20 protein-coding genes, 2 tRNA genes and 3 rRNA genes are annotated in these 25,121 nt (G+C 56.4%); 16 read left to right on the forward strand and 9 right to left on the reverse strand.

Annotated elements, in window-relative coordinates; genetic code table 11:
* The first annotated feature begins 25 nt into the window (after positions 1-25).
* The 3 genes from rplQ (at position 26) to J8Z22_RS01430 (ending at position 2,655) form a co-directional block, all read left to right on the forward strand.
* The gene (rplQ, locus tag J8Z22_RS01420) at positions 26-424 is read left to right on the forward strand and encodes a 50S ribosomal protein L17 (protein ID WP_028115046.1); all 399 of its coding nucleotides are present in this window, start codon (positions 26-28) and stop codon (positions 422-424) included.
* Between the two features lie 100 nt (positions 425-524).
* On the forward strand, positions 525-1,889 hold the full coding sequence (locus J8Z22_RS01425) for a nodulation protein NfeD (RefSeq protein WP_252008435.1): 1,365 nt from the start codon (positions 525-527) through the stop codon (positions 1,887-1,889).
* Positions 1,879-2,655: a slipin family protein gene (locus J8Z22_RS01430; RefSeq protein WP_252008437.1), complete on the forward strand. Its 777-nt coding sequence runs from the start codon at positions 1,879-1,881 to the stop codon at positions 2,653-2,655. The genes J8Z22_RS01425 and J8Z22_RS01430 overlap by 11 nt, the downstream gene beginning before the upstream one ends.
* Positions 2,656-2,679: 24 nt before the next feature.
* On the opposite strand, the gene ccmE is transcribed toward J8Z22_RS01430, so the two are convergent.
* The 5 genes from ccmE to ccmA are packed head-to-tail and all read right to left on the reverse strand — an operon-like array spanning position 2,680 to position 5,461.
* Positions 2,680-3,165, reverse strand: coding sequence for a cytochrome c maturation protein CcmE (ccmE, locus tag J8Z22_RS01435; protein WP_028115049.1), 486 nt, complete (start codon positions 3,163-3,165; stop codon positions 2,680-2,682).
* Positions 3,162-3,374, reverse strand: a complete 213-nt coding sequence (gene ccmD, locus J8Z22_RS01440) for a heme exporter protein CcmD (RefSeq protein ID WP_028115050.1) — start codon at positions 3,372-3,374, stop codon at positions 3,162-3,164. Before ccmD ends, ccmE begins: the two co-directional genes overlap by 4 nt.
* On the reverse strand, positions 3,375-4,121 hold the full coding sequence (gene ccmC / locus J8Z22_RS01445) for a heme ABC transporter permease CcmC (protein ID WP_028115051.1): 747 nt from the start codon (positions 4,119-4,121) through the stop codon (positions 3,375-3,377). It abuts the gene before it with no gap.
* Between the two features lies 1 nt (position 4,122).
* Complete coding sequence (ccmB, locus tag J8Z22_RS01450; protein ID WP_028115052.1) at positions 4,123-4,809, reverse strand: heme exporter protein CcmB; 687 nt, start codon at positions 4,807-4,809, stop codon at positions 4,123-4,125.
* 10 nt (positions 4,810-4,819) lie between these two features.
* Positions 4,820-5,461 carry a cytochrome c biogenesis heme-transporting ATPase CcmA gene (gene ccmA, locus J8Z22_RS01455; protein ID WP_028115053.1) on the reverse strand — a complete coding sequence of 214 codons (642 nt, stop codon included), beginning with the start codon at positions 5,459-5,461 and terminating at the stop codon, positions 4,820-4,822.
* A gap of 334 nt (positions 5,462-5,795) precedes the next feature.
* Between ccmA and J8Z22_RS01460 the strand changes: the two genes are divergently transcribed.
* On the forward strand, positions 5,796-6,095 hold the full coding sequence (locus J8Z22_RS01460; protein WP_028115054.1) for a cytochrome c5 family protein: 300 nt from the start codon (positions 5,796-5,798) through the stop codon (positions 6,093-6,095).
* 124 nt (positions 6,096-6,219) lie between these two features.
* Here the strand turns inward: J8Z22_RS01460 and ccmI are convergent, their stop codons facing one another.
* Complete coding sequence (gene ccmI, locus J8Z22_RS01465; protein ID WP_028115055.1) at positions 6,220-7,467, reverse strand: c-type cytochrome biogenesis protein CcmI; 1,248 nt, start codon at positions 7,465-7,467, stop codon at positions 6,220-6,222.
* Between the two features lie 407 nt (positions 7,468-7,874).
* Between ccmI and J8Z22_RS01470 the strand changes: the two genes are divergently transcribed.
* The 10 genes from J8Z22_RS01470 to J8Z22_RS01515 all read left to right on the forward strand — a co-directional run bounded on the left by J8Z22_RS01470 (position 7,875) and on the right by J8Z22_RS01515 (position 18,645).
* Positions 7,875-9,839: a heme lyase CcmF/NrfE family subunit gene (locus tag J8Z22_RS01470; RefSeq protein ID WP_028115056.1), complete on the forward strand. Its 1,965-nt coding sequence runs from the start codon at positions 7,875-7,877 to the stop codon at positions 9,837-9,839.
* Positions 9,840-9,853: 14 nt separating this feature from the next.
* Positions 9,854-10,411: a DsbE family thiol:disulfide interchange protein gene (locus J8Z22_RS01475; protein ID WP_028115057.1), complete on the forward strand. Its 558-nt coding sequence runs from the start codon at positions 9,854-9,856 to the stop codon at positions 10,409-10,411.
* A complete protein-coding gene (gene nrfF, locus J8Z22_RS01480; RefSeq protein WP_028115058.1) occupies positions 10,411-10,893 on the forward strand; it encodes a heme lyase NrfEFG subunit NrfF in 483 nt (160 codons plus the stop codon). Before J8Z22_RS01475 ends, nrfF begins: the two co-directional genes overlap by 1 nt.
* 3 nt (positions 10,894-10,896) lie before the next feature.
* Positions 10,897-11,436 carry a TlpA disulfide reductase family protein gene (locus J8Z22_RS01485; protein WP_035416484.1) on the forward strand — a complete coding sequence of 180 codons (540 nt, stop codon included), beginning with the start codon at positions 10,897-10,899 and terminating at the stop codon, positions 11,434-11,436.
* A gap of 529 nt (positions 11,437-11,965) precedes the next feature.
* A 16S ribosomal RNA gene (locus J8Z22_RS01490) occupies positions 11,966-13,521 on the forward strand.
* 362 nt (positions 13,522-13,883) lie between these two features.
* Positions 13,884-16,772 (forward strand): 23S ribosomal RNA (locus J8Z22_RS01495).
* Between the two features lie 94 nt (positions 16,773-16,866).
* Positions 16,867-16,981, forward strand: a 5S ribosomal RNA gene (rrf, locus tag J8Z22_RS01500).
* The 16S, 23S and 5S rRNA genes sit together here with 2 tRNA genes alongside, the layout of an rRNA operon.
* A 46-nt stretch (positions 16,982-17,027) precedes the next feature.
* Positions 17,028-17,103 (forward strand) — tRNA-Thr (locus J8Z22_RS01505).
* 61 nt (positions 17,104-17,164) lie between these two features.
* Positions 17,165-17,240: transfer RNA gene (locus J8Z22_RS01510), tRNA-Thr, on the forward strand.
* Between the two features lie 103 nt (positions 17,241-17,343).
* Positions 17,344-18,645 carry a CinA family nicotinamide mononucleotide deamidase-related protein gene (locus tag J8Z22_RS01515; protein ID WP_252008439.1) on the forward strand — a complete coding sequence of 434 codons (1,302 nt, stop codon included), beginning with the start codon at positions 17,344-17,346 and terminating at the stop codon, positions 18,643-18,645.
* Here J8Z22_RS01515 and J8Z22_RS01520 read toward each other — a convergent pair.
* The 3 genes from J8Z22_RS01520 to argE all read right to left on the reverse strand — a co-directional run bounded on the left by J8Z22_RS01520 (position 18,642) and on the right by argE (position 23,136).
* A complete protein-coding gene (locus J8Z22_RS01520; protein ID WP_028112788.1) occupies positions 18,642-19,184 on the reverse strand; it encodes a DUF1439 domain-containing protein in 543 nt (180 codons plus the stop codon). The genes J8Z22_RS01515 and J8Z22_RS01520 overlap by 4 nt on opposite strands.
* 48 nt (positions 19,185-19,232) lie before the next feature.
* Positions 19,233-21,875 (reverse strand): phosphoenolpyruvate carboxylase, encoded by a 2,643-nt coding sequence (gene ppc / locus J8Z22_RS01525; RefSeq protein ID WP_028112789.1) that lies wholly within the window; start codon positions 21,873-21,875, stop codon positions 19,233-19,235.
* Positions 21,876-21,975: 100 nt separating this feature from the next.
* The gene (gene argE / locus J8Z22_RS01530) at positions 21,976-23,136 is read right to left on the reverse strand and encodes an acetylornithine deacetylase (protein WP_028112790.1); all 1,161 of its coding nucleotides are present in this window, start codon (positions 23,134-23,136) and stop codon (positions 21,976-21,978) included.
* Positions 23,137-23,341: 205 nt separating this feature from the next.
* Between argE and argC the strand changes: the two genes are divergently transcribed.
* Together argC and argB are read left to right on the forward strand one after the other, a co-directional pair.
* Entirely contained in the window at positions 23,342-24,349 is a 1,008-nt protein-coding gene (gene argC, locus J8Z22_RS01535; protein WP_252008441.1) for an N-acetyl-gamma-glutamyl-phosphate reductase, read from the forward strand.
* Positions 24,346-25,116 carry an acetylglutamate kinase gene (gene argB / locus J8Z22_RS01540; protein ID WP_252008443.1) on the forward strand — a complete coding sequence of 257 codons (771 nt, stop codon included), beginning with the start codon at positions 24,346-24,348 and terminating at the stop codon, positions 25,114-25,116. The genes argC and argB overlap by 4 nt, the downstream gene beginning before the upstream one ends.
* Positions 25,117-25,121 lie beyond the last annotated feature (5 nt).

The raw sequence follows: 25,121 nt of genomic DNA on the forward strand, positions 1-25,121 counted from the left end.
AGATTTAGGTTAAAAGGATAAGGTCATGCGCCATCGTAAGAGTGGTCGTCAACTGAACCGCAACAGCAGCCATCGCCAAGCTATGTTCCGTAACATGGCAAGCTCACTGGTACGTCATGAGATCATCAAGACTACCGTGCCTAAGGCGAAAGAACTGCGTCGCGTAGTTGAGCCCCTGATTACACTTGCTAAAACTGACAGCGTTGCCAATCGTCGCCTGGCGTTTGCACGTACTCGTGACAACGATGTAGTAAGCAAGCTATTCAATGAGCTGGGTCCACGCTACCAAGAGCGTGCAGGTGGTTACACCCGCATTCTCAAGTGTGGATTCCGTGCCGGTGATAACGCCCCTATGGCGTACATCGAGCTGGTAGACCGCCCACAGGCGGACGCTACCGAAGAAGCAGCCGCTTCTGAAGAGTAATAAAAAGGCCGGTCTCTGACCGGCCTTTTTCTTTTCCCTGTTTTATTCCCCAAACTCCGTCCTTTACTAAACTTGTACTAGGCCTCCAGCTGAGGTGCCTATGCGAGTCTCCCTGTTGTTTTGCTTAAGCCTGCTGCTGTGCGTTGCGCCTTTATGGGCGAGTGACGGTGTCGAGTCCGGGTCTGTGCCGGCCAATGAGGTGTGGGTGGTGCCCATCAAAGGGGTGATCTCCCCGGCCTCATCACAACTGCTGTTGAGAACCCTGGAACAGGCCCGTGAGGCCGAGATCCAGCTGCTGATCGTGGCCATGGACACTCCCGGAGGACTGGATACCTCAATGCGGGAGATGATTCAAAGCATCCTGGCCAGTCCGGTGGCCGTGGTGGGCTACGTCAGCCCTCAGGGAGCCAGGGCAGCCAGCGCCGGCACCTTTTTAATGTACGCCAGCCATGTGGCGGCCATGGCGCCTGCCACTAATCTGGGGGCGGCGACGCCGGTGGCGTTGACCCCCTCTTCCCCGTCCGACAGTAAGCCCGAGCAAGCGAAGGAGCAGGCGCCGGATAACGCCCAGAGTCTGCGCAACAAAGCGGTTAATGACGCGGTGGCTTACATTCGAAGTCTGGCTGAGCTCAGGGGGCGCAACGCCGACTGGGGCGAAGCTGCGGTGCGTCAAGGCGCCAGCCTGTCGGCCACCGACGCCCTGGAAGCCGGGGTGATTGATCTGATGGCGGCCAACGTGGCGGATCTGCTGGTTCAACTCGACGGGCGGGTGGTGACGCTGGCATCCGGTGAGCGAACGCTCACCACCGCTCAGGCGTCGGTGGTGCATAAGGACCCCGGTTGGCGCTATCGACTGCTGGCGACATTGACCAATCCGAATGTGGCGTTGTTACTGATGATGTTGGGCTTCTATGGACTGGTGCTGGAGTTTTACAGCCCGGGTGTTGGCTTGCCGTCGGTGGTGGGCAGCGTGTGCCTGTTGCTCGGTCTGTATGCCCTGAACTTGTTGCCGGTGAACCTGGCCGGTGCCGCCTTGATGGTGCTGGGGATTGCGCTGATGGTGGCCGAAGCCTTCGCCCCGAGTTTCGGCCTGTTTGGCATTGGCGGGGTGGCGGCCTTTGTGGCCGGTGCGGTGTTGCTGATGGACACCGATGTGCCGGAATTTCAATTGGCTCTGCCGCTTATCAGTGCGTTGGCGGTGGTCTCGGCGCTATTTACTGCGGTGGTGGTCAAGATGGCATTGGCCAGTCGGTCGGTGGCGACCGTGACCGGCATCGATACCCTGATCGCCCGCCGAGTGTTGATCGATGCCCGTTACCTGGACAGTGGCGTGGTGGAGCTCAATGGTGAGGTGTGGTACGCCCGAGCCAACCAACCGCTGTCTGAGGGGCAGTGGGCGCGAGTCGAGGCCATCGATGGTCTGACACTGGTGTTGCATCCTGAGGAGACGGACGATGATTGCTGAGAGCTTTGGTGCCTACTTTGGCATAACCGTGACCCTGCTGGTGCTGGGGTTGCTGATCAGCACCTTTCGGATTCTGCGTGAGTATCAGCGCGGCGTCATTTTTCTGCTGGGGCGGTTCTATAAGGTTAAGGGGCCGGGGTTGATCGTGGTGGTCCCGATCGTGCAGCAGATGGTGCGGGTCGATCTTCGGACGCTGGTGATGGATGTGCCGACTCAGGATGTGATTTCCCGCGATAACGTATCGGTGCGGGTGAACGCGGTGGTGTATTTTCGAGTGGTGGATCCTGAGAAAGCGATCAACCAGGTGGAGGATTACCATGAGGCCACCAGTCAGTTGTCACAGACGACGTTGCGGTCGGTGCTGGGGCAGCACGAGTTGGACGAGATGTTGTCGCAACGGGATGTGCTCAATGTGGACATTCAGAAGATTCTTGATAAGCAGACCGACGTCTGGGGCATCAAGGTCAGTAATGTCGAGATTAAGCACGTGGATCTGGATGAAAGCATGGTGAGGGCGATTGCCCGTCAGGCCGAGGCGGAGCGGGTACGCCGGGCCAAGGTGATTCATGCCACCGGTGAGCAAGAGGCGTCCACCAAGTTGGCCGAGGCAGCAGCGGTGCTGGCCAGCGAGTCGGGGGCATTGCAATTACGTTACCTGCAGACCCTGACCGAGATCGCCGGCGATCGCTCCAGCACCATCGTGTTTCCGTTGCCGATGGAGCTGGCTCAGTGGCTGAAAAAAGACAATAAAAAAGCCGGTCCATGACCGGCTCTTAAACTGGATTAGCTGCTAGTAACTGGCACTGGGTGCCTGAGTGTCGTAATCCATCTTTTCATGCTTTTTGCCCATGGCCTCGGCCACTTCCGGCGGCATGTAGTTTTCGTCGTGCTTAGCCAGTACTTCGGTGGCGTCAATCACGGCGAATTCGGTCATCGGACCCTGAGCGACAATGCCTTGTCCTTCACGGAACAGGTCAGGCAGCATGCCGTCGTAGCGAATGGTCACGGCCGGTCCGGTGTCGGCGACCTGGAATTCGACCTTGAGGCTGTCCGGGTCGCGCTTTACGGAACCTGGAACCACCATGCCACCGATTCGCAGGCGCTGACCGATCTCAGGTTTGATACCGGTGCCTTCTTTGCCCATATGGATCTCGGTGGCGGTGTAGAACAGATCCAAGTTGCTGTTGAGTGCATACAGCAGCAGTGAGGCGATGGCCGCCACCCCACCGATTAAGGCCGAGGCGAAGACCAGGCGTTTTTTACGGCGTGGGTTCATGCAGCTTTGCTCCTGTGTTGTTTCAGGCGGGCTTCTCGAGCCTGCTTCTGACTGATCTGTTTAATGACGCGCTTGCGCTGGGACAGGCAACTTACCACCAGAATGCCGTAAACAGCAAATGATACCCCGTAGGCCAGCCACACGTAGAAGGCATAATCGCCCATGCTCAGAAACTCAGACAGGCTGCTAAATTGGAAGTTCAAGTTCATTTATCGTTTCTCCTCAGCAGCAACAATGTCACGCACCCAAGGGCGCATGGCATTTCGGGCCAGCACTTCGGCTCGGAACCTCAAGATGGTCAGGGCACCAATCATCATGGCAAAGCCAAAGATATTCAGCAACAGTGGCAGCAACATCTCCGGGGGCATGGCGTTGCTCTTGCCGACGGTGATGGCGTTCGGTTGATGCAGGGTGTTCCACCACTCTACGGAGTACTTGATGATCGGCAGGTTGATGGAGCCGACGATGGCCAGGATGCCCGAAGCCTTGGCGGCCAGCACCTTGTCTTCAAACGAGGCATACAGGGCGATGACACCCAGATACAGGAACAGCAGCACCAGTTCCGAAGTCAGTCGCGCGTCCCATACCCACCAAGTGCCCCACATGGGCTTGCCCCAGGTGGCACCGGTAAACAGGGCGACGACGGTGACGGCGGCGCCGATGGGGGCGATGGCCGCTGCGGCGATGTCGGCTAACTTGACTTGCCAGACGAGGCCAATGAAGGCGGCAATGGCCATGGCGAAATACGCGGACATGGACATGGACGCGGCGGGCACATGGATAAAGATGATGCGGTAGGAGTTACCTTGTTGGTAATCCACGGGAGCAAAGCCTAAACCCAGTACGGTGCCGGTGGCGATTAACAGAATAGCCAGGATGGCAAACCAAGGCAGCATCTTACCAGCAAGCTGGTATGCCTTTTCTGGGTTGGCGTAGGGGTGAAGCCATTTCCACATATCAGTTTGTACTCACTCTCAATGACGCTCCAATTGCAACCGGAGCCAGGACTAATGCGCCTACCAACATCGCTGCCAGAATCGACAGGTGGCCGGTGAAGGGCAGGTTCATGCCGGCAGCGTCGATGGCGCTGGTGGCAAAAATCAAAATCGGAATATAGAGCGGCAGAATCAGCAGACTGATCAGTACCCCTCCTTTGCGCAGCCCGACGGTCAGTGCTGCACCAATGGCACCCAGTAAGCTTAGAACCGGTGTGCCCAAAGCTAAAGTGGCCATCAAGGCACCGTAGCTGTTGCCATCCAGATAGAGCAGGGTGGCCAGCAGGGGCGAGGCAATGATCAGTGGAACGCCGGTGACGATCCAGTGTGCCAGTACCTTGGCCAGCACCATCAGTGATAATGGCTGCGGGCTCATCATCATCTGTTCCAGTGAGCCGTCGGCAAAGTCGGTCTTAAACAGCCGCTCCAGTGACAGCATGGCCGACAGCAGGGCTGCCACCCAGATGATGCCCGGTGCGATGCGGGCCAGAACCTGAGGTTCCGGGCCGATGCCCAGGGGAAACAAGCTGACGACGATAAAAAAGAACATCAGCGGATTAAAGATATCGTTCCGGTGGCGAAAGGCCACCTGGAGATCCCGTTTCAGGACCGTATTGAAGGCCCGGCTGTAGCTTACATCTCTGCTCATGTTGGGATCCCTAATCGAATTGATATTCCAGGCGGAGCTTCTTAAGGCGGTCCGCCCCCACCAGTTGCAGATCCTGGTGAGTGGTCAAAATAACGCAGCCGCCACGATTGGCGTGATCCAGCATCAACTGCTCCAGTTCGGCAACGCCCTTTTTATCGATGGCGGTCAGCGGTTCATCCAAAATCCAGATTTTGGCCTCGCTGTGCCACAGGCGGGCCAGGGCAATGCGCCGATGCTGACCGGCGGACAGGTGCCCGGCGGGGTGTTCCTCGAATCCGGTCAGGTTCACTTTCGCCAGAGTGGCGCGAATATCGACGTCATTATATCCGGCAATGTTTAGATTGAATGCCAGATTTTCTTCCGCCGTCAGTTCGCTTTTTACACCGGGCAGGTGCCCCAGATACAGAAGGTCGGCGTGAAAGTCATCACGAACCTCGGTGGTGGGATTGCCTCGGTAGTGAACGTCGCCGGCGTACGGGCGTGACAGGCCAGCCAGAATGCGCAGCAAGCTGGTTTTGCCGGCGCCGTTGGGGCCCTCGATTTGGATGATGTCGCCCCCATGGACGGCAAAGCTGAGGCCATCGAACAGGATGCGCTCCTCGCGGATGCACGTGAGCTCGTTGGCACTGAGTAGTCGATCGCTTTCCTGCATTCTTTTACTGTTCACACCTGTATTAGATGAAGCCGATTCTATCATAACCCGACCGTGTTACTTGGGGCTTGCTCGCATTCTCGACACTTGCTAGGGGGAGCTGGATCACAGCCGCCACTATGGTGCCTGAACTTAACGTATTTCGTTTTATTTAACAAAAGATTAGCTATTATGACTCCGGTGCCGACAGATAAGTTGCATCTCGATGCCGCAAATGGTGATTTGTGTCAAAAAAAGATGAACGACCGTGATGTCTGTGGTATTTTAATGTCGAGCTTGCCGGTGAGAATGCTTCACCGAGGCGCATAATAATGTCAACAATTTGGAACGTAGCATGAAAAAGATTATCGCTTTTGCTGCAGTAGCTATGCTGGCTTCTGCGACCAACGTTATGGCCCAAGAGGGTGAAGCGGTCTACAACAAAGCTTGTCAGACCTGCCACGCCATGGGCATCGCTGGTGCACCGAAGTTGAACGACGCAGCTGCCTGGGAGCCTCGTATGGCTAAGGGCATGGATACTCTGGTTCAGAGCGTCAAGACTGGTCTGAACGCCATGCCTCCTGGTGGCATGTGCATGGACTGTAATGACGATGACTACAAGGCAGCCATCGAATTTATGGCAGCCAAGAAGTAAGTCTGAACAGACTGCAATGATTTCAAAAGGCCCGCATCGTGCGGGCCTTTGTGTTTTCTGGTTCGAATTCAGCCCAAAAAAAGACCCGCACGATGCGGGTCTTTTTTGTGGCTAGGGTCGTGGGTTACTGCACCAGGGTGTCGATAACCACTTGAACTTCGCTGCCCAGTTTGACCGCGTCGTGCTTGCCCAGCAGATCCCCAGGGGTGGGGGCAGGGTTGCTGTCGTGATTGATCACCACTTCGATGGCCACCTGTTCCTGGCCGCTCAGGACCATCTCCGGGGTCATGGCGTCGCTGTCGCGCAGCACCACCAGAGTCGGCAGGTCAGAGACTTTCAGGCGCTTAATGGCCACAGGCATCATGCCACCATTGAGCGGACGGGCCATCACCAGCACGTTGGCATTGGCGTCGGCTTTGGCCAGCATCTCATCGGAGACGCTGATGGACACGCGTACGCTGTTGGCGCGGGCTTCGACGTCTTGATTCAATTCTGGGTTGTCGACGCTGTCGGTGCCCAGGAAGCTCTTAGCCTGCATGATGGCGCCTTGAATCGCCTGACGGTCAAAGTCATCCCGAGGGCTGGTCAACAGAATTTCCCAGTGGCGGATGGCGTCTTCGTAGTTGGCGCTGAAGAAGGCATCCATTCCCAGCAGCAGGCGGGTTGATGGATCTTTAAAGTCGCTTTCCAGTGCCTTCTTGATGATGGCGTCGATCTCCGGAGTCATCTTTTCACCGGCCAGGTAGTACATGGCGGTGGCCTTAGGTCCCAGCAGTTCGGCGTGCTCGCCCACCAGGTCGATGGTGGTATCGAAAGCGGCGATCGCTTTCTCATACTGGCTGCCTGAGATGTAGGCGTGCCCCAGAGAGAACCAAGCCTGGCTGTTGTTAGGCTCGTTCATGACGGTGCCTTCCAACTGGGAGATGCGCATCTGTTGCATCTGCTCCGGGGTCATGCCCTGGTGAGGGTTGGCCTGTGCTTCCGCTTCTGGACGGGCATTCTGCCACTCGTCGAAACGACCCAGGTCCAGGTAGGTGTACCCGGAGATGGTCACCACGGCAACGCTCAAAATGATTGGCCACAGTGGTCCGCGTCGATCGTTGACGATGTCGGAGTCGTTGCTGTCGTTGACGTCCTGCAGCAGGTTCAATTCCTGCTCCTGCTTCAATACATCGAACTCTTGCTGGGTCAGGCGACCCTCTTGCATCTCCACTTCAAACTCGGCGATGCGCTCGTTGAACAGTTTTACGTTGGTTTGCTTGCGTAACTCTGTTTGTTGGGCCCCTTTTGCCTTGCTTCTGAAAAAGGGCAACCAAACCAACAGTAAAGCCAATGCGGTAAGGCCCGCGATACCGATCCAAAAAGTCGTCATAGCTGCTTCTGTAGTCTGTGATTTGCTTAAAAGTGGAGTGTTTCGCAGTCAGGGGCGCGTCACACCAACTTGAAAAATTTGCAGAAGGATTATACGACAACGACGTTCATTGGCTAGTGAAGCCGATCCGGTCGTGCCCTAAGCAATCGCATTTGCGGTGGTTGTCACATTATCCGAATCTAATACAAAATGTTAAGAAACTTTTTGTAAGCTTTGCGTATCAAAGGGTGGAGCACCGTCAGGGCATGCTGGAAAGGCATGGGTGTGAGCTATATCGTTTTAAGCGTGATTAAAGGCAGACAAGCAGCGCAACTCTGCCTAAAATGGCGTCAATGAGCATTATTCGGTAGGGAGCCCAGTCCGGCTCTCGGCCGATAAACGGATTAATTCCCTCGCAGAGGTACTTCATGTTTCCGGAACTTGGACATTACGCACTCATCATCGGCATGGCCTTCGCGGCACTGATGTCGATCGTCCCCCTAATCGGGGTGGCAAGGCGAGATGCCTTCCTGGTGAGTTACAGTCGCCCCTTGGCCTACGGTATGTTTGTGTTTATGGCACTCTCCGTCGTGTGCCTTGGATACGCATTCGTCACCGATGATTTCTCGGTCGCCTATGTGGCTCACAACTCCAACAGCCACCTGCCGACGGCGTTTAAGATCGCTGCCATCTGGGGTGGTCACGAGGGCTCCCTGTTGTTCTGGGTGTTCTCCATGTCCGTATGGGGAGCGGCGGTTGCGTTGTTCAGCCGTAACCTGGACGATGCCTTTACCGCCCGTGTTCTGGCGGTGATGGGGATGATCACTGTAGGCTTCTGTCTGTTCATGCTGCTGACCTCCAGCCCGTTTGAACGCTTCCTGCCGAATGTGCCTGCCGAAGGCCGGGACCTGAACCCGATGCTGCAGGACGTGGGCCTGATCTTCCACCCGCCGATGCTGTATCTCGGCTATGTGGGTTTCTCTGTGGCCTTTGCATTCGCCATTGCGGCATTGATGAGCGGCCGTCTGGATTCGGCCTGGGCTCGCTGGTCCCGCCCCTGGACGCTGGCAGCGTGGGTATTCCTGACCGGTGGTATCGCTCTGGGTTCCTGGTGGGCGTACTACGAACTCGGCTGGGGTGGCTGGTGGTTCTGGGATCCGGTAGAGAACGCATCGTTTATGCCTTGGTTGGTGGGTACCGCTCTGGTGCACTCGCTGATCGTGACCGAGAAACGGGGCACCTTCCGTAACTGGACCATCTTGCTGGCCATCTTTACCTTCTCTCTGAGTCTGCTGGGTACCTTCCTGGTGCGTTCCGGGGTACTGACGTCGGTGCACTCGTTCGCGGCTGACCCTACCCGGGGCATGGCGATTCTGGGGCTGTTGGGATTGGCGGTCGGTGGTTCGCTGACGCTGTTTGCGGTGCGGGCGACTCAATTTGCCAGCCCGGCCAAATTCGAACTGTTCTCCAAAGAAACCATGATGCTGGGGTGCAACATTCTGTTGGTGGTTGCCACCGGTTCGGTGTTGCTGGGTACCCTGTACCCGTTGCTGGGTGACGCCCTGGGTCTGGGTAAGATCTCCGTAGGTCCTCCGTACTTCAACACCGTGTTCAACCCCATTGTGTTGACGCTGTTCGTGCTGATGGGCATCGGTCCGTCGATTCGCTGGAAGAAAGCCAAAGACAGCGAGATGCGTCAGTTGCTGGTGCCCGGAGCGATCGCTTTGGTGGTCGGTCTGGCGACGCCCTTCATCGTTAAGGGCGAGATGAACCTGTGGGTCAGCGCTGGCGTGGCCACCGCACTGTGGATCACTCTGACTCTGCTGATTGACGTGTACCGTAAGTCGAAAGAGAACGACGGCAGCTTCACCACCAAGCGCTTTACCCGCAGCTACTGGGGTATGCAGGTGGCGCACATGGGCATCGCCATGGCCATTGTTGGTGCGGCGATGGTTTCTCACTACGCCGAAGAGAAATCCGTACGCATGGGCCCAGGCCGGACTCACGAGCTGGCGGGCTACACCTTTGCCTACAAAGACACTCGTATGGTACAAGGTCCTAACTACACCGCCGAACAGGCTCGCATTGTTGTGACCAAAGACGGTGAACCGGTAACCACCCTGTACCCTGATCGTCGTAAGTACAATGTTCGTACCATGGACATGACTGAGGCGGGCATCGACTGGGGCTTCTTCCGGGATCTGTACGTGACCATGGGCGATCCTCTGGACGCGACCGACTACGCGGTTCGACTGAACTACAAGCCGTTCGTTCGCTGGATCTGGATCGGTGGCGTGCTGATGATGATTGGTGGCACGCTGGCCGCGACCGATAAGCGCGCCCGAAGCCGTAAATCTGCTCCTGTTAAGGATGCTCAGGTCGCGACAGCCTAAGGTAGATGTGAACAATGAAACGCGTATTACTGTTTTTACCTCTGCTGATTTTTATCGGCATGGCAGTGTTCTTGTATAAGGGGTTGTTCCTCAACCCCAAAGAGCTGGACTCGGCACTGGAAGGCAAGCCAGTGCCGGCGTTCACGCTGGAATCACTTGAAGACGCCGAACTGACTATCAGCAACACCGACCTCAATGGCGAGGTCTACCTGCTGAACGTCTGGGCGACCTGGTGTCCGTCTTGTAAGTACGAGCACCCGTTCCTGAACCGTCTGAATCAATCTGGTACGGTGCCAATTTATGGCATCAACTACCGGGATGAGCGCGGCCTGGCGCTGCGCTACCTGGCTAAGAGCGGCGACCCCTATACTAAGAACCTGTACGATCCTGATGGACGTCTGGGTCTGGACCTGGGTGTCTACGGTGCTCCGGAGACCTTTGTGGTCGATGCCAAGGGTGTGATTCGTTATCGCTTTGCCGGAGTGCTGGGACCTCAGAACTGGGCAGAGACCTTTATGCCGCTGATCTCTGAGTTGCGTAAAGAGGCGCAAGCCGCCAAGGGAGGTGCGTAATGAGAGCGTTGATGAAAGTTCTGTCGACCTTTGCCTGCCTGGCGCTGTTTGCCGGCCTGGCTCACGCCACCCCCATCGATACTTACGAGTTTAAAAACGACTCGAACAAAGAGCGGGGCATTCAACTGGCGAACGAACTGCGGTGTCCGCAGTGTCAGAACCAGAATTTGATTGACTCCAACTCGCCGGTGGCCCGGGATCTGCGACTGCAGGTCTATGCCATGGTTGACGAAGGCAAGAGTGACGACGAGATCGTCAAGTTCATGACCGATCGCTACGGTGACTTTGTTCGCTATCGTCCGGCCTTTGACAGCCGTACGCTGGTGCTGTGGTTGGGGCCGGTGGCCTTTGCGGTATTCGGAATTGGGATTGGTTTGTTCTTCATTCGTGGTCAGCGTCAGCGCAATAAGAAAGCGCCGGCAGCGATCAGCGAAGCCGAACGGCAACGCCTGGCTCAGATGCTGAAAGAGAACCGGGACTAATCGATGATCAGAATGATGATTCTGGCGCTGACGCTGCTTTCGAGCAGCGTCTTTGCGTTTCCGGGGATGAATAAAGCCGGCGACGATCCTGCGCTGCAGCGTTTTGTGGAGCTGACCTTTCCTCAGCAGTTGGAGGCCTTCACCATCACCGATGCTAAAGGTGAGGCAGTGGATCTGGCGCAGTACAAAGGCAAACTGGTGGTCTTGAACCTATGGGCGACCTGGTGCCCCCCTTGTGTTCGGGAGTTGCCTTCATTGGCTCGATTCCGCACCCAGTTGGAGCAGCATGACGCCGTGGTGCTGCCGGTGGCCATCGATCAGGACCCTGAGGTTGTGCCACCGTTCTTAGCGGATTTGGGGTTGGCATCGTTTTCGACCTTGTACGACACCACCAATGAAGTGGGACGGGTGCTACCGACGGATCTGGTTCCGGCGACCTTTATTCTGAATGAGAAGGGTGAGCTGGTGGCCTTCGTCCGCAGCTTTGTCGATTGGGATAACCCCAAGGTTCAGGCATTGGTAGAGAAGTACCTGCCGCAATAATGGGCCGTTTGGTGATAGAAAAGCTCCCGCAAGGGGGCTTTTGTCTATTTAGTGCCCGGTCGATCACTTTTGATCGTTTTAGGGGTTGCCTTAGAAATTACGATCCCTATAATGCGCTCCTCGTTGACGGGGCAAACACTTTCGAGTGAAACACTACTGGTCAACAGGGCGTCAGCCACTCAGATAACTCGGTAAAAAAGTCCTTGACTCGCCAAGTTAAATGATTAAAATGACGCTCCACTTGAGACATTGAGCTGAAAGGCTTAAAACATCAAGTTAAGTCGAACAGCAGCGGCTTCAAATTAAATTTGAAATTGTGCTTGACGGCGACAGAGGAAAGCGTAAGATACGCACCTCGCTTCGCTACTCCAACGAGCTAGCAAGCAACGTTCTTTAACAATTAGTCAGACAATCTGTGTGGGCACTCGCGCAGGATTGATATCTCATATATCAATGTTGCACTGAGTGACTATAACAAGTTAATTCAGTAATTCATTGAGTCGAAGTTTTCGGACTTCAAAAAACTTTTTAATTGAAGAGTTTGATCATGGCTCAGATTGAACGCTGGCGGCAGGCCTAACACATGCAAGTCGAGCGGAAACGACAACAAAGATTCTTCGGATGATTTGTTGGGCGTCGAGCGGCGGACGGGTGAGTAATGCTTAGGAATTTGCCCAGTCGAGGGGGATAACCATTGGAAACGATGGCTAATACCGCATACGCCCTACGGGGGAAAGAGGGGGATGCTTCGGCACCTTTCGCGATTGGATAAGCCTAAGTGAGATTAGCTAGTTGGTGGGTAAAGGCTCACCAAGGCGACGATCTCTAGCTGGTTTGAGAGGATGATCAGCCACACTGGAACTGAGACACGGTCCAGACTCCTACGGGAGGCAGCAGTGGGGAATATTGCACAATGGGCGCAAGCCTGATGCAGCCATGCCGCGTGTATGAAGAAGGCCTTCGGGTTGTAAAGTACTTTCAGCGAGGAGGAAAGGTTAGTAGTTAATACCTGCTAGCTGTGACGTTACTCGCAGAAGAAGCACCGGCTAACTCCGTGCCAGCAGCCGCGGTAATACGGAGGGTGCGAGCGTTAATCGGAATTACTGGGCGTAAAGCGCATGCAGGCGGTTGATTAAGCGAGATGTGAAAGCCCCGGGCTTAACCTGGGAACTGCATTTCGAACTGGTCAACTAGAGTCTTGTAGAGGGAGGTAGAATTTCAGGTGTAGCGGTGAAATGCGTAGAGATCTGAAGGAATACCAGTGGCGAAGGCGGCCTCCTGGACAAAGACTGACGCTCAGATGCGAAAGCGTGGGGAGCAAACAGGATTAGATACCCTGGTAGTCCACGCCGTAAACGATGTCTATTAGGAGTCTGTGCCCTTGAGGCGTGGGTTCCAAAGCTAACGCATTAAATAGACCGCCTGGGGAGTACGGCCGCAAGGTTAAAACTCAAATGAATTGACGGGGGCCCGCACAAGCGGTGGAGCATGTGGTTTAATTCGATGCAACGCGAAGAACCTTACCATCTCTTGACATCCACGGAAGCTTAGGGAGACCTGAGTGTGCCTTCGGGAACCGTGAGACAGGTGCTGCATGGCTGTCGTCAGCTCGTGTTGTGAAATGTTGGGTTAAGTCCCGCAACGAGCGCAACCCTTGTCCTTAGTTGCCAGCACGTAATGGTGGGAACTCTAGGGAGACTGCCGGTGATAAACCGGAGGAAGGTGGGGACGACGTCAAGTCATCATGGCCCTTACGAGATGGGCTACACACGTGCTACAATGGTCGGTACAAAGGGTTGCCAGCTAGCGATAGTGAGCCAATCCCATAAAGCCGGTCGTAGTCCGGATTGGAGTCTGCAACTCGACTCCATGAAGTCGGAATCGCTAGTAATCGTAGATCAGAATGCTACGGTGAATACGTTCCCGGGCCTTGTACACACCGCCCGTCACACCATGGGAGTGGGCTGCAAAAGAAGTGGGTAGTTTAACCGTTCGCGGAGGACGCTCACCACTTTGTGGTTCATGACTGGGGTGAAGTCGTAACAAGGTAGCCCTAGGGGAACCTGGGGCTGGATCACCTCCTTACGAAACAGATACGGTTTTGCGTTGAGTGTTCACACAGATTGTCTGAAATCATCCTAACGGATGATTTTGGCGTTTTTGCTTATGGCAAAAACTTGCTCTTTAACAATTTGGACAAGCTGATAAATTTCTCGAGATATTTGCAATTTTTGCAAGTGCCTTGAATATCTGGCGATAAATTAACGTATTGGTTGTTTAATCGATTAATACAAACCCGAAAAGACCGTTTCGCGACGGGATTTTGGTTTCAGGTTAGGCGAGATTTGAGCGAGTGAGGGAGTTAACGTCCGTTAATGACCGACACGAGCGAAAAACTCAACGACACCTGAGAGCAAAAGAACCAGCGAAACCCATTGGGGTTGTATGGTTAAGTGACTAAGCGTACACGGTGGATGCCTAGGCAGTCAGAGGCGATGAAGGACGTAGTAACTTGCGATAAGCGATGATTAGGCAGTAACAGCCACTTGAGTCATCGATTTCCGAATGGGGAAACCCGGCCACGTAAGTGGTCACTGTGCACTGAATACATAGGTGTATGGAGCGAACCAGGGGAACTGAAACATCTAAGTACCCTGAGGAAAAGAAATCAATTGAGATTCCCTAAGTAGCGGCGAGCGAACGGGGATTAGCCCTTAAGCGTAGAGGGTGTTAGTGGAACGGTCTGGAAAGTCCGGCGATACAGGGTGATAGCCCCGTACACGAAAACTAACTTTGCGTGAAATCGAGTAGGACGGGACACGTGATATCTTGTCTGAACATGGGGGGACCATCCTCCAAGGCTAAATACTCCTGACTGACCGATAGTGAACCAGTACCGTGAGGGAAAGGCGAAAAGAACCCCTGTGAGGGGAGTGAAATAGAACCTGAAACCGTGTACGTACAAGCAGTGGGAGCCGACTTGTTCGGTGACTGCGTACCTTTTGTATAATGGGTCAGCGACTTACATTTTGTAGCGAGGTTAACCGCATAGGGGAGCCGTAGGGAAACCGAGTCTTAACTGGGCGAATGAGTTGCAAGGTGTAGACCCGAAACCCGGTGATCTATCCATGAGCAGGTTGAAGGTTGGGTAACACCAACTGGAGGACCGAACCCACTAATGTTGCAAAATTAGGGGATGACTTGTGGATAGGGGTGAAAGGCCAATCAAACCGGGAGATAGCTGGTTCTCCTCGAAAGCTATTTAGGTAGCGCCTCGTATCTCACCATTGGGGGTAGAGCACTGTTAAGGCTAGGGGGTCATCCCGACTTACCAACCCTTTGCAAACTCCGAATACCAATGAGTGCAATTACGGGAGACACACGGCGGGTGCTAACGTCCGTCGTGGAGAGGGAAACAACCCAGACCGCCAGCTAAGGTCCCAAAGTTCTAGTTAAGTGGGAAACGATGTGGAAAGGCTCAGACAGCCAGGATGTTGGCTTAGAAGCAGCCATCATTTAAAGAAAGCGTAATAGCTCACTGGTCGAGTCGGTCTGCGCGGAAGATGTAACGGGGCTAAACTAGACACCGAAGCTGCGGATGCACACTTGTGTGCATGGTAGAGGAGCGTTCTGTAAGCGGTTGAAGGTGTGTCGAGAGGCATGCTGGACGTATCAGAAGTGCGAATGCTGACATGAGTAACGTTAAAGCGGGTGAAAAACCCGCTCGCCGGAAGACCAAGGGTTCCTGTCCAACGTTAATCGGGGCAGGGTGAGTCGACCCCTAAGGCGAGGCCGAAAGGCGTAGTCGATGGGAAACGGGTTAATATTCCCGTACTTCTTCTTACTGCGATGGAGTGACGGAGAAGGCTAGGCCAGCGCACTATCGGATGTGCGTTTAAGGTTGTAGGCTGTGTGTTTAGGCAAATCCGGACACACATTAGGCTGAGAGCTGATGACGAGGTGCTACGGCACTGAAGTGGTTGATGCCATGCTTCCAGGAAAAACTTCTAAGCTTCAGGTAAGAAGGAATCGTACCCCAAACCAACACTGGTGGTCAGGTAGAGAATACCAAGGCGCTTGAGAGAACTCGGGTGAAGGAACTAGGCAAAATGGTACCGTAACTTCGGGAGAAGGTACGCCGCTGACGGTGATGGGACTTGCTCCCTAAGCTGTTGGCGGTCGCAGATACCAGGTGGCTGCAACTGTTTATCAAAAACACAGCACTGTGCAAACTCGTAAGAGGACGTATACGGTGTGACGCCTGCCCGGTGCCGGAAGGTTAATTGATGGGGTTATTCTTCGGAAGAAGCTCTTGATCGAAGCCCCGGTAAACGGCGGCCGTAACTATAACGGTCCTAAGGTAGCGAAATTCCTTGTCGGGTAAGTTCCGACCTGCACGAATGGCGTAATGATGGCCACGCTGTCTCCACCCGAGACTCAGTGAAATTGAAATTGCGGTGAAGATGCCGTATACCCGCGGCTAGACGGAAAGACCCCGTGAACCTTTACTACAGCTTGGCACTGAACATTGACCCTACATGTGTAGGATAGGTGGGAGGCTTTGAAACCATGTCGCTAGATGTGGTGGAGCCGACCTTGAAATACCACCCTTGTAGTGTTGATGTTCTAACTTAGGCCCCTGAATCGGGGTTGAGGACAGTGCCTGGTGGGTAGTTTGACTGGGGCGGTCTCCTCCCAAAGAGTAACGGAGGAGCACGAAGGTTGGCTAAGTATGGTCGGACATCATACGGTTAGTGCAATGGCATAAGCCAGCTTAACTGCGAGACAGACACGTCGAGCAGGTACGAAAGTAGGTCATAGTGATCCGGTGGTTCTGCATGGAAGGGCCATCGCTCAACGGATAAAAGGTACTCCGGGGATAACAGGCTGATACCGCCCAAGAGTTCATATCGACGGCGGTGTTTGGCACCTCGATGTCGGCTCATCACATCCTGGGGCTGAAGTCGGTCCCAAGGGTATGGCTGTTCGCCATTTAAAGTGGTACGCGAGCTGGGTTCAGAACGTCGTGAGACAGTTCGGTCCCTATCTGCCGTGGGCGTTTGAGAATTGAGAGGAGCTGCTCCTAGTACGAGAGGACCGGAGTGGACGAACCTCTGGTGTTCCGGTTGTCACGCCAGTGGCATTGCCGGGTAGCTAAGTTCGGAATCGATAACCGCTGAAAGCATCTAAGCGGGAAGCGAGCCTCAAGATGAGTTCTCACTGGGACTTTAAGTCCCCTGAAGGGCCGTGGAAGACTACCACGTTGATAGGCAAGGTGTGTAAGCGTTGTGAGGCGTTGAGCTAACTTGTACTAATGACCCGTGAGGCTTAACCATACAACACCCAATGGGTTTTGATATCCCAGATAGTTAAGCGCTTGCAAGAATGCAAACGAGAAAATCAGCTTGTGCGAATTGATAACAGTTTTTGTCTGACGACAATAGCGCTGTGGCCCCACCTGATCCCATGCCGAACTCAGAAGTGAAACACAGTAGCGCCGATGGTAGTGTGGGAGTTCCCATGTGAGAGTAGGTCATCGTCAGACTCCCTTTTAGAGAATCGACGCAGTCGGTTGTCTGCACAGTTTGTGTGCTGATATAGCTCAGTTGGTAGAGCGCACCCTTGGTAAGGGTGAGGTCCCCAGTTCGACTCTGGGTATTAGCACCATCTTTTGAAGAACCCTGACCTCGTGTCAGGGTTTTTTCTTAGGATTTTTCCTGAGAAATACGCTGATATAGCTCAGTTGGTAGAGCGCACCCTTGGTAAGGGTGAGGTCCCCAGTTCGACTCTGGGTATTAGCACCAGACTTTAAGCCCTGACCTGACGGTCAGGGCTTTTTTTATGCCTGCGATTCATTGCTTTCCCGTTGGCGCTTCTCTAGTGTGGCTATCAACAAGGAGATGCACTATGAAGATTGAGATGATCTGCACCGGTGAAGAGGTGCTGTCGGGTCAAATTGTCGATACCAATGCCGCGTGGGTGGCCAATACTCTGATGGAACAGGGGTATGAACTGAGTCGAAAAACCACGGTTGGCGATCGAATGGATGATCTGGTGGCGGCGTTTCGTCACAGCGCCGAACGGGCCGACCTGGTGATCGTCAATGGTGGCCTGGGGCCGACCAGCGACGACCTCAGTGCCGAAGCCGCGGCACAGGCGCTGGGAGAGCCGGTAGTGATGTTTGAGCAGTGGCGAGCGGTAATGGAGCAGATGTTCAGCGCCCGGGGCCGGGTTATGACGCCGAGCAACTTGAAACAGGCGATGCTGCCTCGTTCGGCCATTGTGGTGGACAACCCGGTGGGTACCGCCTGCGGATTTCGAGTGCGGCTGGGCAAGGCCTGGCTGTTCTTCACTCCGGGGGTGCCCCATGAGCTGTTTCGTATGGTGAATGAACAACTGCTGCCGTTCTTACATGATCTGGACCCTCAGCAAGGGGGCTCGGTCAGTGTGCACAAGTTGTTGACCCTGGGCCAGGCAGAGTCGGCCATGGCCAATGACATCGATGCGTTGACCGTGCCCTGTCCAGAGGGGGTCACGGTAGGCTATCGGGCATCGATGCCCCATATTGAGGTTAAGCTGTTTCGGCGCTCGGCGGTGGATCTGGCACAGTGGCACGCCTATGTGGAGGCGGTGAAGGTTGCCCTTGGCGATTCGCTGGTGGCGGAAAATCAACCGCTGCTGGCCAATGAGATTCACCGATTGCTGACGGAGCAGGGGGCGACCCTGGCCCTGGCCGAGTCGTGTACCGGCGGTATGATCGCCGATCAGCTGGTGACGCTGGCAGGCAGTTCGGCCTATCTGCAGGGATCACTGGTGACCTACAGCAATGAGGCCAAGCAAATTTGCTGTGGTGTCCAGGCCAGTACGCTGCAGCAGCATGGGGCGGTGTCGTTGCCGACGGTGGTGGAGATGGCCGAGGGGGCCCGTGCTCGCCTGCGCAGCGACTACGGCGTCAGTGTTAGCGGCATCGCCGGCCCGGATGGTGGTACTGAAGATAAGCCGGTGGGTACCGTCTGTTTCTGTGTCAGCGGCCCTACAGGCAGTTGGAGCCAGACCCTGGCCTTTGGTTCCGGTGCCAACCGTTCCAGAACGCTGATCCGCAAGCTGTCGGCAGCGGTCGCCCTGGATATGCTGCGGCGACTGTTATTGGGGCAGCCGGTTATTGCCGACTACCCGTTCCTGAAGCGGGTGGACCGCCTTCCCGGTTAATCACCGCTGCGTAAGTGAAACCTCAGGGCGCCGGGCTCAATGGTGAGTTCGCGCCCGAACTGGGCCAGCAACTCCTGCTTCCAGTCTTTTTGATCCAGGGTGTAGATGGGTTGATTGCTAAGGAATAGCTGCACCGCGGTCAGGCTCTGGCTGGACAGTTGTTGCAGCGGTCCGTTCAGCTCCTTCGGGGTGGCGGTGATCTCCACCACCTGCAGATCCCTCAGGTAGATGCTCTGATCTTCCGGCCGGTACCAGGGGACGGCCGACAGGGTGGCGGTCAGCGAGGCCCGGATCGGCAGCAGTGGGGTTCGAATCACCAACTCGGAAACGGTACTCACTTCCACGTTGTCGCCGCTGCGGCCAATGGCGACGTCGATGCGATTGAGGGTCATCTCGGCATCGACAAAGGGCAGTGGCGATTGCCGTTGCTGCACCGTCATGTTGTCGCTGAGGTAATCCTGCAGCTCATTCTCGGTCAGGGTGTAGCTGGTGGCGCAACCGGTCAGCGCCAGTATCCACGGGATCAACAGCCAGCGCATGCGCGTCCTCCTGTAAAAAAGCGGGCCGGAGCCCGCTGTGATTGATGGTTAGCCGGTGTTGCGCATGCCGGCGGCGATGCCGGCGATGGTGATCATCAGTGCCTGACGAATGTCGTCCAACTCCTCCTCCTTGCCTCGGCAACGTCGTAGCAGTTCCGCCTGCAGGAAGTTAAGGGGATCGATGTAGGGATGACGCAGCTCCACCGATTCCCGGTTCCAGGGGGTGTGCTCCATCAGTGCCTGTTCCTGAGTCAGTTGCAGCACGGTTTGAATGTCCTGCTCCAGCTGTTGGCGCAAGGTGGTACCCAGACCATGCAGATCCTGCGGTACCAGTACCCGGTCGTAGTAAGCCGCCAGGTGCGGTTCGGCCTTGGCGTACACCATCTCCAGCATCGACAGTCGAGTGCGGAAGAATGGCCAGGATTGGAACATGGCGGTCAGGGTAGGCTGATCGCCGGCATCGATGGCTGTTTTCAAGCCTGCCCCGGCGCCGAGCCAGGCTGGCAACATCAGGCGGTTCTGAGTCCAGGCGAAGATCCACGGAATCGCCCGCAGGGACTCGACGCCGCCGTCGGCACGGCGTTTGGCAGGGCGACTGCCCAGGGGCAGATCGGCCAGTTCCTGCTCCGGGGTTGCGGCACGGAAGTAGGGCACAAACTGTGGCTCGTCGCGGACGATGCTGCGGTAGGCGTCCACCGAACTGGCGGCAATGCTGTCCATCAGTTCCCGCCAGGCCTGCTTAGGCTGAGGCGGTGGCAGCAGGGTGGCTTCCAGGACTGCCGAGGTATAGAGGGCCAGGCTCTGAACTGCCACCTTGGGCAGGCCAAACTTAAAGCGGATCATCTCGCCTTGCTCGGTCACTCGCAGGCGACCGTCGACTGAGCCTGGAGGCTGAGACAGGATCGCTTCGTGAGCCGGGCCGCCGCCTCGACCAATGCTGCCGCCACGGCCGTGGAACAGGGTTAAATCCACGTTGGCGGCTTTGCACACCTCAACCAGGGACTCCTGCGCCCGGTACTGGGCCCAGGAGGCGGCCATCACACCGGCGTCCTTGGCGGAGTCGGAGTAACCGATCATCACCTGCTGTTTGCCGCGGATGTACCCATGGTACCAGTCGATGGCCAGCAACTGTTCGATGCTGTCGGCGGCGTTTTGCAGGTCATCCAGAGTTTCGAACAGCGGCACGATGGGCATGGTGAACGGGCAGCCACACTCTTTGAGCAGCAGGGCTACCGCCAACACATCCGACGGTGAACTGGCCATGGAGATGACGTAGGAACCCATGGCTTCCGCCTGCTGTAGGGCGATCAGCTTGCAGGTGTCGAGTACCTCTTTGGTGTCGTCGGAAGGGGTCCAGTTGCCGGGCAGCAGCGGCCGTCGGTTGGCCAGCTCCCGCAGCAGGAAGGCTTGCTTCTCTTCCTCCTGCCAGTGTTCGTAGTCGCCCAGTCCCAGGAAGCGAGTGATCTCGGCCAGGGCACTCTCGTGACGGGCCGCATCCTGACGAATATCGAGTCGAATCAGACCGATACCGAAGCAGTGAATCCGGCGCAGGGTATCCAGTAGCAGACCGTTGGCGATCAGGCGCATCTTGCATTGCAGCAGGCTGTCGTAGATCAGTTGCAGTGGCTGCAACAGGTCGTCACGGGATTGAATTCGTTGTTCTGGCTCCAATGAGGAGGGGAATCCGTCCAGTTGGGCGTTGACCTCTTCCAGGTTGATCAGCAGGCGATCGCGCAGGCGGCGTAATTCCACCCGGTAGGGTTCGTTGGTGGTGCCGACCCGGGCCGCCAACTCGTCGCTGCACTCAACCATGGACAGTTCGCTGATCAGGGTTTTGACGTCCTGCAGGTACAGGCTCAAGGCCATCTTGCGGTTTTTCAGCAGCACTCGGGCGCTGACTTTGGCGGTGACATTGGGGTTGCCGTCGCGGTCGCCTCCCATCCAGCTGGAGAACTTCACCGGTACGGTGTCTGGTGGTAACTGCACGCCGGCGTGGGCTTCGAGGCGATCGTTCAACTGGCGCAGGAAGTCCGGTACCGCGTGCCACAGGCTGTCTTCGACTGCGGCCCAGCCCCAGGAGGCTTCGTCTTCCGGTGTGGGGCGCTGGGTGCGAATCTCATTGGTGTGCCAGATCTGGGCAATCAGCTGACGCAGGCGCAGGCTCTGCTGGTGGCGTTCTCGCTCGCTCAGCTGAGGGTTTTCCAGTTCGGCCAGGCATTCAATGATGGCGCTGTATTTGGTGATCAGGGTGCGGCGGCTGATTTCGGTTGGGTGGGCGGTCAGGACCAGATCGATCTCCAGCCGTCCTAACTCCTTCAGCAACACCTGAGGATCCAGTTGCGCCTTGCCATTGAGCAGGCGTCCGAACAGCAGGTCCACCGGATCCGGTACGCACACCAGCTGGTCGCAGTTGCGGGAGATGGTGTGGAACTGTTCGGCCAGATTGGCCAGGTTCAGAAACTGGTTAAAGGCGCGGGCAAAAGGGACTAATTCTTGATCGGAGAGCTGATTCAACAGTTCCAGCATCTTGTGGCGGGCGCCGGGCTCGCGCTGTCTGGAGGCTTTAGCCAACTGGCGGATGGTCTCCACCTTATCGACGAAACCTTCACCCAAATGATCGCCGATGGTGTCACCCAGCAGCTGCCCCAACAGGTTGACGTTGGCTTTGAGTGGTGCGTTGATATCGCTCATCTTGATCGTACTCCTTAGCAAAGATACCGCTTTCGCAATCGTTCAAAGTATCACGAATGACCCGGCTCAGATAGCCTCGGTCACCATATTAACCAGTGGTTTACTCGGCCAATAAACAGAATTTATTGATGAAATTACTTAATAGCCTGGGGGTGGCGGTGAGATAGTCCATGTGAACAAACTCATCCGGCTGGTGGGCTTGCTCGATGCTTCCCGGGCCAAGCACCAGCGTCTGGCAACCCAACTGGTTGATGTAGGGGGCCTCGGTGGCGTAGTTCACCGCCTCGGCGTCCTGGCCACTGAGTTGCTGGGCCAGATCCAGCAGGGTGTTGTCCCCCTGGTAGGCAAATGGCTCCGACCCAGGAAACAGCGGAGTAATGCTGATGCAATCCGGGTATCGGTTCATTACGGGTGCCAGCGCCTGCTCCAGCAAATGCTGCAGTTGCGACAGGTTCATGCCGGGCAGGGGGCGCATGTCGAGGTTGAGTTGGCAGCAGCCGCAGATGCGGTTGACCGCGTCACCCCCATGGATGTGGCCAAAGTTCAGGGTCGGGTAGGGCACACTGAAGCCAGGTTGATTGTAGCGGTCTGCCAGAGTGCGCTTCAGGGTCATCAATTCGCCAATCACCCCATGCATGACTTCGATGGCGTTGAGCCCCTTTGCGGGGTCCGACGAGTGGCCGCTGCGACCGCTGACCCGAATGCCATGAGCGGCGTGGCCTTTATGCATGTGCACCGGGCGCAGGCCGGTGGGCTCGCCAATCAAGGCGTAATCTGGTGCGATCTGTTTGCTGGCGGCGAAGGCTTTGGCACCGGCCATGGTGGTCTCTTCGTCGGCGGTGGCCAGGATGTACAGTGGCCGCTTCAGTGTCGACAGGTCGAATTGCAGCGCCGCTTCCAGGATCAGGGCGAAGAAGCCCTTCATGTCACAGGTGCCCAGGCCATACCAGCGCTGATCCTTTTCGGTAAGCTGAAACGGATCCTGACTCCAGCGTCCCTCATCATAGGGAACGGTGTCGGTATGCCCGGCCAGCAACAGGCCGCCGGCACCCGCCGGGCCGATGCGGGCCAATAGGTTGGCCTTGTTCGTTTGGCCGGGCAGTGGCAGTACCTCACACTGAAATCCCAGATGGCTGAACCAACCGTACAGCAACTCAATGACCGGCAGGTTGCTCTGATCCCATTCCCCCTCCAGGCCGCTGATGGAGGGGGTGGCGATGAGTTGCTGGAAGCGCTGTTTCAGGTCCGGGAAATTCTTCATAATTATTTATTCAAATTATTTGCATAAGTATAAATTGATGGTAGTCTATCAGGGTGACAGTAAATAGACGACAACTACCGCTATGAAATTTGCATTCTGGAAACATCAGCCCGCCCCACTACGACGACGATAAAGTCGGTCGTCGCCTCCGTTATGGCTGCCCCCACGTTTTCCTGTTGTTACGTTTGCCAATGGACTCTTCCTCATGACCACTATAGCCATAATTGGTGCATCCGGGTATGCCGGTGCCACGCTGGCCAAATTGATTGCCACCGATGACTCCCTGACCCTGGGCGGGTTGTACGTTTCCGAAGCCAGCGTCGACGCCGGCACGCCGCTCAGCAGCTTGTATCCGGAGATGCTCGGGCTGGTGGACCAACCGCTGCAAGGGCTGAGTGCCGAGGCGTTGCAGCAACTGTGTCAGGATCACCAGGGCGTGTGCCTGGCCACCGAGCATCAGGTCAGCGCGACTCTGGTCCCAACCCTGTTGGAGGCCGGACTCAGCGTGTTTGACCTGTCCGGCGGCCATCGCTTCAAGGATGCCGCCATCTACCCCGAGTACTACGGCTTCGAACACCCCCACCCAGAGCACCTGCTGCAGGCGGAATACGGCCTGGTGGACTGGTACCCGCACACCCTGAATAAGAGCAAGCTCATTGCCGTGCCCGGGTGTTACCCCACCGCCTCTCTGTTGGCGCTCAAGCCGTTGCAGCAAGCCGGTTTGCTGGCCGAGTCGGCGATGCCGGTGATCAATGCGGTCAGTGGAGTCAGTGGCGCTGGTCGCAAGGCGCAACTCAACACCCATTTCTGTCAGGTCAGCCTGACGCCCTACGGCGTTCTGGGGCATCGGCATCAGCCAGAGATCGAGACCTACCTGGGGCATCCGGTGGTGTTTACCCCACACCTCGGAAATTTTAAGCGCGGCATCCTGGCGACCATCGTCTGCCAACTGAAAGCGGGAATTACCGATTCTGAGATTGCCGAGGCTTATGCGGTGTATCAAGGCAATGCCGGCGTCAAACTGCTACCACAGGGGAGCTGGCCTAAGGTGGATGACGTCGCCGGCAGTGACCGCTGCCTGCTGGCCTGGAAGTTCGATGCCGGCAAACAGACTCTGGTGGTGGCCAGTGCCATCGACAACCTGATGAAGGGGGCGGCCAGTCAGGCGCTCGATTGCATAAACATTCATTTTGGTCATGAGGTGTATTCATGAAGACGATGGTCATAAAAGTGGGCGGCGCGCTGCTGGAGTGCGACAAGGGCATGGTGCGCTTGTTCGACACCCTGACCCAGTTGCAGCACAAGGGCTGGCAACCGGTGCTGGTGCACGGTGGCGGCGTATTGGTGGAGCAGCAGTTGAGCGCCAACGGCATGACCACCACCAAGCATCAGGGGCTGCGGGTGACCCCCGCGGCGCAGATGCCCATCGTCGCCGGCGCGCTGGCGGGCATTGCCAACACCAAGCTGGTGGCTGCCGCCAAGCAAGTGGGTTTGGTGCCTGTGGGGCTGACTCTGGCGGACGGCAACCTGGTGCAGGCACAGGTGCAGGACCCCGAGCTGGGCTGCGTCGGGCAGGTGACCGCCAACCAACCTCAACTGCTGCAGCAACTGTTAAGTCTGGGTATGTTACCCATTATCTCTTCGGTGGCGGCCGACGCTCAGGGGCAGTTGCTGAACGTCAATGCCGACCAGGCGGCCACGGTCATCTGTCAGTTACTGAAGGCCCCGCTGACCCTGCTGTCAGACGTGTCCGGCGTGCTGGACGGCAAGGGGCAGTTGATTCCCGAGCTGACTCCGGAGCTGGCCCAAAGCCTGGTCAAAAGCGGGGTCATCGATGGCGGCATGAAGGTCAAAGTGGAGGCGGCTCAGGCGGCGGCCCGGGCCATCGATAATCGGGTTCTGGTGGCCAGTTGGCGCTACCCGGAACAGCTGGCTGGTCTGATTGAGGGCCACAGCGTTGGCACTCAGGTTTACCCCTAAAGGAA

Source organism: Ferrimonas sp. SCSIO 43195 (assembly GCF_023716685.1).
Lineage (GTDB): Bacteria > Pseudomonadota > Gammaproteobacteria > Enterobacterales > Shewanellaceae > Ferrimonas > Ferrimonas kyonanensis.